The sequence below is a fragment of the Lactiplantibacillus pingfangensis genome, assembly GCF_005404945.1.
Classification (GTDB): domain Bacteria; phylum Bacillota; class Bacilli; order Lactobacillales; family Lactobacillaceae; genus Lactiplantibacillus; species Lactiplantibacillus pingfangensis.
Genome location: NZ_BJDG01000042.1, coordinates 1 through 12132 on the forward strand (window position 1 = coordinate 1; position 12132 = coordinate 12132).

11 protein-coding genes are annotated in these 12132 nt (G+C 47.1%); 6 read left to right on the top strand and 5 right to left on the bottom strand.

Annotated features, from left to right (window positions below; genetic code table 11):
* From FFM74_RS12975 to FFM74_RS12990, 4 genes are all read right to left on the bottom strand, one after another.
* The coding region (locus FFM74_RS12975) for a helix-turn-helix domain-containing protein (protein WP_137627054.1) at nucleotides 1-698 on the bottom strand (698 nt) is incomplete at its 3' end.
* 105 nt (nucleotides 699-803) lie between these two features.
* The gene (locus tag FFM74_RS12980) at nucleotides 804-2768 is read right to left on the bottom strand and encodes a PTS fructose transporter subunit IIABC (protein ID WP_137627055.1); all 1965 of its coding nucleotides are present in this window, start codon (nucleotides 2766-2768) and stop codon (nucleotides 804-806) included.
* Between the two features lie 32 nt (nucleotides 2769-2800).
* Entirely contained in the window at nucleotides 2801-3715 is a 915-nt protein-coding gene (gene pfkB / locus FFM74_RS12985; RefSeq protein WP_137627056.1) for a 1-phosphofructokinase, read from the bottom strand.
* The gene (locus FFM74_RS12990) at nucleotides 3712-4467 is read right to left on the bottom strand and encodes a DeoR/GlpR family DNA-binding transcription regulator (protein ID WP_137627057.1); all 756 of its coding nucleotides are present in this window, start codon (nucleotides 4465-4467) and stop codon (nucleotides 3712-3714) included. Before FFM74_RS12990 ends, pfkB begins: the two co-directional genes overlap by 4 nt.
* Nucleotides 4468-5240: 773 nt before the next feature.
* On the opposite strand from FFM74_RS12990, the gene obgE reads away from it, so the two are divergent.
* Entirely contained in the window at nucleotides 5241-6536 is a 1296-nt protein-coding gene (gene obgE, locus FFM74_RS12995; protein WP_137627058.1) for a GTPase ObgE, read from the top strand.
* 57 nt (nucleotides 6537-6593) lie between these two features.
* Here the strand turns inward: obgE and FFM74_RS13000 are convergent, their stop codons facing one another.
* Complete coding sequence (locus FFM74_RS13000) at nucleotides 6594-6875, bottom strand: hypothetical protein (RefSeq protein WP_137627059.1); 282 nt, start codon at nucleotides 6873-6875, stop codon at nucleotides 6594-6596.
* 146 nt (nucleotides 6876-7021) lie between these two features.
* On the opposite strand from FFM74_RS13000, the gene rnz reads away from it, so the two are divergent.
* From rnz to FFM74_RS13025, 5 genes are read left to right on the top strand one after another with little or no spacing between them, the layout of a single operon-like run.
* Entirely contained in the window at nucleotides 7022-7957 is a 936-nt protein-coding gene (gene rnz, locus FFM74_RS13005) for a ribonuclease Z (protein WP_137627060.1), read from the top strand.
* Between the two features lie 8 nt (nucleotides 7958-7965).
* Entirely contained in the window at nucleotides 7966-8757 is a 792-nt protein-coding gene (locus FFM74_RS13010) for an SDR family NAD(P)-dependent oxidoreductase (RefSeq protein ID WP_137627061.1), read from the top strand.
* Between the two features lie 15 nt (nucleotides 8758-8772).
* A complete protein-coding gene (locus FFM74_RS13015; protein WP_137627062.1) occupies nucleotides 8773-9123 on the top strand; it encodes a LapA family protein in 351 nt (116 codons plus the stop codon).
* Between the two features lie 27 nt (nucleotides 9124-9150).
* Nucleotides 9151-11487 (top strand): single-stranded-DNA-specific exonuclease RecJ, encoded by a 2337-nt coding sequence (gene recJ, locus FFM74_RS13020; RefSeq protein ID WP_137627063.1) that lies wholly within the window; start codon nucleotides 9151-9153, stop codon nucleotides 11485-11487.
* Between the two features lie 18 nt (nucleotides 11488-11505).
* Entirely contained in the window at nucleotides 11506-12024 is a 519-nt protein-coding gene (locus tag FFM74_RS13025) for an adenine phosphoribosyltransferase (protein WP_137607236.1), read from the top strand.
* Nucleotides 12025-12132: the final 108 nt, after the last annotated feature.

Genomic DNA, 12132 nt, shown 5'->3' on the forward strand with positions numbered 1-12132 from the left:
GGTACGATATTTTGGCTCTGTTGGGCATCCTTCCTTTCCAATTCCTTCAGTTTTTTTAGAACTTCATTCTCCTTTGACAAGTAGGCGTTCCGTGCTTCTAATTCCTTGATTCTGAGCGCTTGTTTCTCCTCGTCGGTTAAGTTAGGTTTACTGGATTTATCCTTACCGCGTCGGTCTTGTAAAGCTTCTGGACCGTCCTGCTTAAATTTCTTGACCCACGCATAAACTTGTCCATATGAGACTGAAAATTTCTTGGTGGCGCCGTTATAATTTAAGTCATTTGCGATGACCCATTGTGCAATTTCAATTCGTTCAATCTGTGTTGTTTTTCTACCAGTCTTCATGGGGCGAGACCTCCTAGTGGTTGTAAATGGTTTACCACTAGTATACAGGTTCACCCACTGATAGATGACACTTGAATTTGGAATGTCAAACTGACTGGCTAGTTGAGGATACGAGGTGTTTCCAGCTAAATATAGTTCAACCACTTTCTGTTTGAACTCTGGTGAGTATCGATGTACTTTTCGCCGCTTCAATCCAGCGAGTCCTTCTGCTTGGTATCTTTGGACCCATTGTCTGATTTGGTCATCTTTAACACCATACTGATGTTGAATCTGTCTGGCACTCATTCCTTGTTCTACCAAGTTAATGTACGCTAGCTTGTCTTCTAGACTGTACCGGGCTCCTTTTCGGCCCATACTAAAAACTCCTCCCTAAGTAAACAAGCTTTAATTATTTGCTTGTCTACCTAAGTAGGAGTATAGCCAACCATCTTTTGTGGGTCAGAACTTTTTTAATTTCAGTTAAGCTTTTCTAGCAGGTTTCCAAACACCTAAGATCAGGCCAGCAATCACGGCGCCAATCACCGTTGCGCCGATATAACCCCAAATATTCGTTGCGAGTAAGGCAACCCAGAGACCACCATGAGGGGCGGGCACAGACACATGCCATAATTGGGTGAGCCCACCGGCAATGGCGGCACCGACAACACTGGAACCAATGACATGCAACGGATCAGCGGTGGCAAATGGAATAGCACCTTCAGTGATAAATGAAATCCCTAAGATCCAGTTAGAAATCCCAGCTTTACGCTCGTCATCCGTAAACTTCTTTGGCCAGAAAGCGGTAGCAATGGCAGTTGCCAATGGTGGCACCATCCCACCAGCCATAACGGCGGCCATTAAGTTCCCGTTTTGAGTTGCTGTAAAGGCACCGGTGGCAAAGACGTAAGCCGCCTTGTTGAAAGGACCACCCATATCGATTGACATCATCCCACCAAGGACAACCCCTAAGATAACCGCATTACCAGTACCCATTGAGTTCAGGAAGTGGGTAATCCATTGGTTAATCACAGAGAAGATTGGGTTGATGATGAAGAACATTAAAGCAGCAACAATCAGTAAACCAATAATCGGGTAGATCAACATTGGTTTCATACCTTCAAGTGATTGTGGCATGTTCTTGGTCCATTTCTTCATCCAAACAGTCACATAACCAGCTAAGAACCCAGCGGCGATCCCACCTAAGAAGCCCGCGGGACTTTTAGCATGCGCTGACAATGAGGCAACGTAGACGCCACCATAGGCACCAGTGTAAACGGTCGCCATGAACCCACCAACGAACCCAGGCATGAGGGCAGGGCGATCACCAATTGATTCGGCAATATAACCGGCTAAGACCGGCACCATGAAGGCAAAGGCCATATTCCCAGCTTGGTTGAAGAAGGTGAAGGCTAAGCTCTTATCGCCGACAAATTGTTCGATGACGAAGGAGAGGGCCATTAAAATCCCACCACCAACGACGAATGGTAACATATGTGAAATCCCATTCATTAAATCCTTGTAGATCTCACTCCAAGCGCCGCCATTACTACTGTCAGCATCGTCGCCATCAGTAGCACCACCGTCAGCATCATGATAAATCGGCGCTTTGCCGTCGAGAACTTCGTTGATGAGTTCTTCGGATTTGTTGATCCCATCAGTCACCGGACGATTGACCAATGGTTTGCCATCAAACCGTGCCATTTTGACCTTTTTATCGGCTGCAATGACAACCCCTTTGGCACGGGAAATTTCATCAGCGGTCAATAAATGCTTAACCCCTTCAGAACCGTTCGTTTCGATTTTGATGTCGACGTTCATTGCTTCGGCTTGCTTAATTAAAGCGGCTTCGGCCATGTATGTGTGGGCGATACCGTTTGGACAAGCGGTGACACCCACAATATAAGGACGTTGTTCGCCGGCAGGGGCGCTGGCAGCGTCAGCTTCTTTGCGTGCTTTTGCGGCGGCATCTTTAGCTTCTTTTAATTCTTTGGCAGCTTGCGCATCACCGAAAAGTTGTTGAACTTCTTCCGGCGTGGTTGCTTTTTTCAGTTTGCCAACTAACTCTGGGTCAATGAGCAAACTGGAAAGGGCAGCTAAGGCAGCCAAATGGGTGTTATTGGCTCCTTCAGGTGCGGCAATCATGAAGAATAGATGCACTGGTTGACCATCTAAGGCATCAAAATCAACGCCGGCTTCGCTTTTGGCAAATAAAACCGTGGCGCGTTGAACGGCCTTGTCCTTGGCGTGTGGCATGGCGATGCCATCGCCAATCCCAGTAGTTGATTCAGCTTCTCGTTTGATGATGTCCTTTTTATAGAGGGCCTCGTCATTGATGACGCCTTGTTCGGCATATTTATGAACTAACTCATCAATGGCTTCGTCTTTGGTCGTGGCGTGCATGTCCATGATCATGACATCTTTTAATAATAGTTCGCGGATATCCATGTGTGTGTGACAGTCCTTTCTAAAGCAACAGCTTAGTTAACAGTTTCAATTTTAATCAGTGGCAAGATTTCGTTGATTTTGGCCCGAGTGGCGATGTCTTCTGAGAAGGCGGTTGCCGACCCACAGGCTAAACCATAGCGGAAGCTTTCAACTGCATCGTGAGTTTTCGCAAATGTTCCCACGAACCCACCAATCATCGAATCACCAGCCCCAACGGAGTTGACCACGTGGCCTTTTGGTGCTGGGCTGAAGTAAACCTGATCAGGGGTGATGAGTAAGCCACCATCACCAGCCATGGAGATTAACACATGTTGGGCACCTTCAGTAAGCATCCGTTGGCCAGCCGCAATTATTTCTGCGCGACTGTTAAAGGTCGTGTGATAATAATCTGCCAATTCATGATTATTTGGCTTAACGACTAGTGGTTGACTTGGCAAGGTCTTCTTTAAGGCATCACCAGTCGTATCAATGACGAAGTTAGCCCCAGCCGCCTTGGCTTTTTGAATGATATCGTAGTAGAACGTATCAGGCAGGCTCGGTGCGAGGCTCCCCGAGATGACGACGACATCTGCCGCAGTTAGATTGGCTAATTCTTGATAAAATTGATCAATTTCCAATGAGCTGATGTCAGGACCAGCACCGTTCAACTCGGTCTCTTGATCAGCGTGAATTTTCACGTTGATGCGTGTGTCGTCGGCAATTTTGGTGAAGTGACAGTCAAGCCCTTTCGTTTTCAAAGCTTCACTAATAAAGGTTCCCGTGAAACCACCAACAAAGCCGAGTGCTCGGTTAGGTTGATCGAGTTCATTTAAAATTTGTGACACGTTGATACCTTTACCGCCGGGTAATTTGGCGGTGTGGGCGAGGCGGTTAACGCTGCCGAGTGCCATGTGTGGTAGCTGAACCACGTAGTCAATCGATGGATTGACGGTAATGGTGTAAATCATGATTTGACCTCCTGGATAGTGGTTAGTGGTTGGTACTGTTCGGCTAACGTTGGCGTTAACTGGTCGGTGATGATCGTCGCACTGGCGAGATCACCGACGCGGGCAAAGGAAACGTGGTCGAATTTAGTGTTGTCAACCAGAATGAAGGCTTCTTCACTCTGGGCGATGGCAGTTTTTTTAACGATAGCTTCATCTGGATCAGGGGTCGTCAAGCCAAATTTTGGATGGACCCCATTGATTCCAAGGAAGACCTTATTGAAACGGTATTCTTGTAACGACTTGACCGCTTCCGGACCAATGACGGCTTTGGTAATGCCTTTAAGGTTGCCGCCGAGCAGGTAGGTCTTAATGCCCATGTCCGCTAAGACGGAAGCATGGACGACCCCGTTCGTCACGACGCGCAAGTTGTCACCAGGATTAAGATGGTGAATCATCGCGAGTGTCGAAGTTCCAGCGTCCAAATAAATGACGTCATCAACTTGAATATTCGCGACCGCTTGCTGGGCAATTCGGTCCTTAGCATCCACATTACGTGAAACCTTATCGTTCATGGCCGGTTCCTCTTGGAGCGAGTTCATGTATTTTGCGCCACCATGGACGCGCAATAAGTCACCCTGTTCTTCCAATTGTTGCAGATCCCGGCGAGCCGTGGATTCGGAACAATTGGTTTTCGAACAAATGTCCTTGATTTTAATAATGCCTTTGAATCGGATCGTATTTAAAATGTATTGTTGGCGTTCTTCTGTAAGCACTTTCAAATCCCTCCGAAGAATAATATACACGCTCACCTATCAAAACGCAACAAAAACCTTCAAAAAACGTCAAAATAATTCAAAAACAGTCATCAAGCTCCATAAACGTGCCACTTTTTGGCGCTGATTGGTTGGTCACGGCTGTCTATAAACTGTGAGTTTCCGGTACTGATGACGATTTTGAGGGTGAGTCAGTTGTGAGATGACCGTTTAAAGCGGTTGCCCGTCAAAAATTAGAAAAGTAGCCTAGTTTAGTTGCTGCCAATTAGCAGCTGGTCGCGACAACTAACTTTATTAAAATTTATGTTGGTGGGTGTTAAGCATCTAAACACCGCATTGTTAACCGGTCTAAATCTGCAGCTGCATCACAACTTACTGACAGTTACTCAAGTTTTCTTGCGGACGATTCTTTTTAAATGCTGAATAGTTTGGTCGGCAATTGGTCAAGGGTTTCAGCCGATTGATTATGCTGTTTAGCCGTGAGGGGGCTTCGTTTGGGGCTCAGCCGTGGCGTTTGACTTAGCGTGGTGGTTTGTCCGCGGTTAGTCAAAAACCAGCTTTTGGGCTCAAAACTGGTTCATGGCGTTCCAGCTCCAAACGACCCCCCGGCAGGCGGAAATACCCCACTCGATATGAATTTAGAGTAGGCTGACACTTACAACTGACGCAGATACTTTGACGGCGGGCGTGAACATTTGTATACTAGTTCAGGGTTCTAATTTCGCACGGAGTCATTTCGTAGATAACTAATATAGAAGAAACAGGAGAAAAACATGTTTGTAGATCAAGTCAAGGTAGATGTAAAAGCCGGTAACGGTGGTAACGGCATGGTCGCTTTTCGCCGGGAAAAATTTGTGCCAAACGGTGGTCCAGCCGGTGGCGACGGTGGTCGTGGCGGCAGTGTCATTGTGCAAGCAGATGAAGGATTGCGGACGTTGATGGATTTTCGTTATACGCGCAAATTCAAGGCGGATAATGGTGGCAACGGGATGATTAAGCAAATGACTGGTCGTTCCGCCAGCAACACGATTATCAATGTGCCACTCGGGACGGTGGTTACCGATTTTAACACCGGCAAAGTCATTGGTGACATTGTCGAGAAGAATCAAAAGTTGGTCATTGCTAAAGGTGGCCGAGGTGGTCGTGGCAATATTCACTTTGCCAGTCCTAAAAATCCGGCACCAGAAATCGCTGAAAATGGTGAGCCTGGTGATGAACTGACGATTCGAATGGAATTGAAAGTGTTAGCGGATGTTGGTTTAGTCGGTTTTCCATCCGTTGGGAAGTCAACGTTGCTGTCAGTCGTGACGAGTGCAAAACCAAAAATCGCCGCCTATCATTTTACAACGTTGGTGCCTAATTTAGGGATGGTTCGTTTGGATGATGGTCGTGATTTCGTCATGGCAGATTTACCTGGTTTAATTGAGGGGGCTGCCAATGGTGTTGGCTTGGGAATTCAGTTCTTACGTCACATTGAACGGACACGCGTTATCTTACACTTGATTGATATGAGTGGGGTTGAAGAGAATGATCCGTTTGAAGATTATTTAAAAATCAATCATGAGTTAACGAGTTACGATCCAGATTTATTGAAGCGGCCCCAGATCGTGGTTGCGTCGAAGATGGATATGCCAGATTCGGCTGAAAACTTAGCCAAGTTTGAGGCCAAGTTGAAGACGGATAAGACGTTGGCAACTGTGCCAGCCATCTATCCGATCTCCTCAATTACGCAACAAGGTATTAAAGCGCTATTGGCGCAAACGGCTGACTTACTTGATACGACGCCACAATTCCCAGTCAAGGGTGTTGATGATGTTGCGCACCGTGAGTATAACGCTGAACCAACGCAAGATTTCACGGTCGACAATCCAGAACCAGGGCTGTTTGTGTTATCTGGTGAAAAGTTGGAACGCTTGTTTAAGATGACCAACTTGGAACATGAAGAAAGTGTCATGCGTTTTGCCCGTCAATTGCGGGGAATGGGAATTGACGATGCGTTACGTGCCGCCGGTGCCAAGAACGATGATACGATTCAAATTTTAGATTATCAATTCCAATTTATGGACTAAGTAATCAGCAAAAAGCCCCAGCTCATCAATGCGAGCTGGGGCTTTTGACGTCATGAGTTAGCCAAACAATAGCTGCCCGGCACTCAGCCGGTAGCCGAATAAGGGCACCACACCATTAGTCGTTAACATATAAAGGCCCGTCTTGCCGTCAACTTGCCGTGTTCGTGCTGAGAATTGATCAAGTGTCATTGGCTTAGCCGTTTTAGCCTGCGTGAGCACCAACTGGTCATTAGAAAAAGTCAGTGTCTGAATGGGAAAGCACACTTGGTCAGATTCCCAGTAAAGGGGGAGTTGTCGGTCAAGGTCGGCAGTGGAAAGGTTAAAGTCAATGAGCCGCATTTTAAGTTCACCCTGATTTTCGTTATATTATCACTGCGTGCAATGATACAATAGTATGAAGGCAAAAACAAAGACTAATCGTTGTTAATTAGTGTTATCTTCGGTAAAATAATTAGCAGACTGTACAGAGAAGGACGAACATAACTATGCAATTAGAATTTTTAGGTACCGGTGCCGGTTCACCGGGAAAGTTTCGCAACGTCACTAGTACGGCGCTTCGATTGCTGGATGAACGTAATGAAGTCTGGCTCTTCGATGTCGGCGAAGGGACTCAACATCAAATTTTACGCACGACGTTAAAGCCCCGTAAAATCACTAAAATTTTTATTACTCATTTACATGGTGATCATATTTTTGGCCTACCCGGCTTTTTGAGTTCACGTTCCTTTCAGGGCGGTGATGAGCCGTTAACGATTTATGGCCCCAGCGGCGTGAAGGATTTTGTCAAAACGTCATTACGCGTTTCTGGAACCCGACTATCGTATCCATTGAACTTTGTGGAACTTGGCACGGATGGTGTCATCTTTCAAGATGCGACATTTAAGGTTTCCTTCCAACATCTGGAACACCGCATTGAATGTGTGGGCTACCGGGTGGAAGAAGCCGATCATCCCGGCGAGTTGCAAGCTGAAAAATTAAAAGCCATGCAAATCCCAAGTGGGCCAATATATGGGCAATTAAAAGCAGGACAAACGGTGACCTTACCAGATGGGCGCACGGTCAACGGGCAAGATTTCATTGCCGCACCACAGCCAGGCCGAATCGTGACTATTTTGGGGGACACCCGTCAGACTCCTAGTGCCGTTAGCCTGGCGCAAAATGCGACCGTCTTAGTTCACGAAAGTACATTTGGTAAGGATGAAGGCAAGTTAGCCCATAATTATTACCATTCAACGAGTACCCAAGCCGCCCAAGTGGCTAAAAAGGCTGGCGTTCAGCAGTTATTGTTGACCCATATTTCTGCCCGGTATACCGGGAAGCTGGCCAAAGAATTACAAAAACAGGCACAACAAGTTTTCAAAAATACGAAAGTGGTTCGCGACTTTGATTTAATTGAGGTACCATTAACGACGAAGGGGTAGGTGATCGAATGGTTGCGTTAACAGGTCAAACGGTGTTGATCACAGGGGCGTCGAGCGGCTTAGGTGAACAACTGGCCTTGGCGGTTGCGGCTAAGGGCGCCAATGTCGTGTTAGCTGCCCGACGACAAGACCGATTAACGAAAGTCGCCGATCAGTGTCGGCTCTTATCACGCGCGCAGGCAGTTGCAATCAAATGTGATTTAGCGCAAGTGAGTGAGATTGATCGGTTGTTTGATCAGGTGGATCAGTTATTTGGCAGTCTCGATATCGTCATTAATGCGGCGGGATTTGGCATTTTAACCCCGGCGATCGACATGGATGCTGCGACGATGGCAAAAATGCTACGGGTCAACACGTTAGGCGTGATGCTGGTTAGTCAATTGGCTGCGCAGCGGATGAGTCGTGCCGGTAAAGGTGAAATCGTGACGATTGCGTCCATTGCTGGTAAGATTGCCACACCGAAGTCGGCTGTGTATGCCGCCAGCAAAGCGGCCTTGATTGCTTATGACAATGCGCTGAGACTGGAGTTAAAGCCAATCGGGATCAATGTGATGACGGTTAATCCAGGACCAATCAACACGGATTTCTTCAAGACGGCGGATCCAAGTGGTCATTATTTGGATTCAGTCGGGTGGTTGGCCCTTAATCCGGTTCAATTTGCGGAAGTAATTGTGAGTAAATTAGGTCGTCATCAACGTGAGCTTAATCGGCCACGGTTGATGGCGGCTGCGAATCTTGGCTATCAGATTGCGCCTAAACTCGGCGACTGGCTAGCGGGGACTGTCTTTAATCTTAAATAAAAGGGGGCCGTTGAGATGAAAAATCAATGGCGGTTAGTGAGTGCATTAGTAATTGTATTGGTGATTGTGGTGTTTGCGATTTTGAATGTGGATCCAGTGGAAGTTAACTTTGGCTTTGCGAAAGTTCAATGGCCATTAATCTTAGTCATTGTGATCACGCTAATCTTAGGCGTCGCGATTGCAGTTTTGATGGCAACGTTTAATTCGGTCAAAACCACGAACGCACATAAAGAAGCCATTGCTGCGGCGCAAGCAAAAATTGACAAATTAACGGCAGACAATAAAAGTTTGACGTTACGGTTGAACAACAAGGGCAAGCAGACCCGCGTCAAGGCGGACGACCAACCGAAACCAACAACGAAATAACACGTGATTTGAGAAAGGATGGCTGCCATGTTAGCCGCCAAAAAGAAATGGCTTTATCGATCAACAACTGACACATTGATGACGGATGCCGAAGCTTTAGCAACTGAGTTGTCCCTGCCAGTGTTGGTGGCAAAATTATTAATTGAACGTGGCATCACGACCACGGCCCAAGCAACCGCGTTCCTACATGCTGATCAGCAGCCGTTGAATGATCCCATGCAGATGCATGACATGGCTAAAGCCGTGGAACGGATTCAAGCGGCGATTATGGCCGGCGACCAAATTACGGTGTACGGTGATTATGATGCCGATGGTTTGACGAGTACGTCAATCATGTTTGAAACCTTGAGCCAGATTGGTGCGCAGGTGAATTATTATATTCCCGATCGTTTCAAAGATGGTTATGGGCCAAATCAGGTGGCCTTTGATCGCTTGATTGCAGCGGGGACGAAGTTGTTCGTGACGGTTGATAACGGAGTGGCCGGTAATGCCGTGATTGACGCCGTTCAAGCCCAGGGTATCGATGTTGTCGTTACTGATCATCATGAAATGCCGGCTGTCTTGCCAAAAGCGTATGCGATTGTACATCCACGTTATCCAGATAGTCAGTATCCTTTTGGCGACTTGTCTGGCGCTGGGGTAGCCTTCAAGGTTGCCACCGCATTGCTGGAAGAAGTCCCAGAAGAACTCCTTGATTTGGCGGCGATTGGCACGGTGGCTGATTTGGTCAGCCTGACTGGTGAAAATCGGACCATTGTGACCCTAGGATTGACGATCTTGCGGCAGACCGCGCGACCAGGGCTGGCGGCGTTAATCAAAGCCGCGGGATTAGATGCGGACAAGTTAGACGAAACGAGTATCGGTTTCGGCATTGCGCCACGATTGAACGCGCTCGGTCGCTTACAATCCGCCCAAAGTGGCGTTGAACTGTTGACGACTTTTGATGACGATCGGGCTACCGAGTTGGCGACCCAGGTGAATCAATTAAACGAAAAACGTCAGGGTTTAGTTCGTGAAATTGCAGCATCAGCGTTGGCCCAAGCTGAGACTTCCGAGAATCGGGCGCGCCAGACCCTGGTGATTACTGGGCATGATTGGCACGAAGGGGTCCTTGGAATCGTGGCCAGTCGCCTAGTTGAACAAACGGGTAAACCGACAATTGTGATGAATGAGTCGACGGACGGTCGTTTGAAAGGTAGTGGCCGCAGTGTTGAGGCGTATAACTTATTTGCTGCCATTGACCCGGTTCGTGATGACTTGGTTGCGTTCGGTGGTCATCATATGGCAGTCGGCTTGACCTTGATGACCACGGCGTTGCCAACGTTGCGGTCAGCGCTTGAAACCGCGGCGGTATCACAAGATTTAGCCAGTCATGCGCAGCCAACTTTGACATTAGATAGTGAACTGGCGATCAAGGACGCGAACTTAGAAACCTTGGCGGCATTACGCCAGTTGGCGCCGTTTGGTAATGCTAATCCAGCACCACTTTTTGAACTGAAACCAACCGATGTGCCTCAAGTTCGTGCGATTGGTAGTGATCAGCAGCATTTGAAATTGCAGTTGAGTGATGGCAACAATAAGCTAGATGCGATTGCCTTTTCGATGGGGAGTGCAGCCGCGGCGATTCAAGCCAGTCCAACCGAGTTATCGGTGGTCGGGGAGTTAAGTTCAAATACTTGGCAAGGCAACACGACCCCACAAATTATGGTGAAGGATTTAGCCATTACTGGCGCCCAAATTATTGATGCGCGGACGCAGCATTTAACCGCGCAACAGTTCAAGACGGCCGGTATCTATCTCTTTTTCCATCAGAAGCTCATGAAGCGCTTGACCGATTTTATGGGATCACAGGCACAGCCATTATTAGTCACGGATGCGGCAACGGATTTGAGTGCAATCTCGACAGAACAGCCGGTGTTCATCGTTGATTGTCCGGATACGTTAGCTGACTTTACACAAGTGTTGACGGCGTTACCGTTAAATCAGTTGACCTTGTACCTTTATCAGCGCGAGTCCGTTTATTTAACCGGGATGCCAAGTCGGGCGCAATTTGCAAAACTATACAAATTTACACTAAGCCAGCATGATGTAGATATTCACCATCAGTTAGCCTTGGTTGCGGGTCACTTACACTTAGATCGGAATTTACTTATTTTCATGATACAGGTGTTTTTTGAGGTCGGATTTGTTAAAATAAATGATGGTGTCATGAATGGCGTTTCGAATCCGCCCAAAGCGGATCTCCATCACGCCCCAAGTTATCAGCTACGAGAACAACAACTCATCGCTGAAGAAACGCTTTTGTATAGTAAGTCTGCAGCGCTTCAAATCTGGGTCAAAGACCAAGCTGCAGTCAAGAATTAAAGGAGCTGTTAATAAGCAATGGCATTAGATTTAAAAAAATATATTGCTAGCATTCCGGATTATCCAGAACCTGGCATTATCTTTCGAGATATTTCACCCTTAATGGCAGACGGTGAAGCCTACCGGGAAGCCACGGATCAAATCGTGAAGTTCGCCCGTGATAAACAAGTGGATATGATTGTCGGTCCAGAAGCTCGCGGCTTCATTGTCGGTTGTCCAGTGGCCTATGAATTAGGCGTTGGCTTTGCACCTGCCCGTAAGAAGGGTAAGTTGCCACGAGCGACCGTTAAAGCGACTTATGACTTGGAATACGGTCAATCAGCGCTCTATCTACACAAAGATGCGATTAAACCAGGACAAAAGGTCTTAGTGACCGATGATTTATTAGCAACCGGTGGGACGATTTCTGCGACAATTCAACTCGTTGAAGAATTAGGCGGGATTGTTGTCGGGACCGCATTCTTAGTGGAATTAAAAGATCTTCACGGCAGTGATAAGCTTAAGGGCTACGATAAATTGAGTTTAATGGAATTCTAAAAAAAACTGTGCAAAATCAATTATTGATTTTTGAAGTGAACCCTTAAAATTGGACAAATTGTTAAGCTGCTTTTTGAACGGCGAGTTCTCGGTATTTTACCGGGGGCT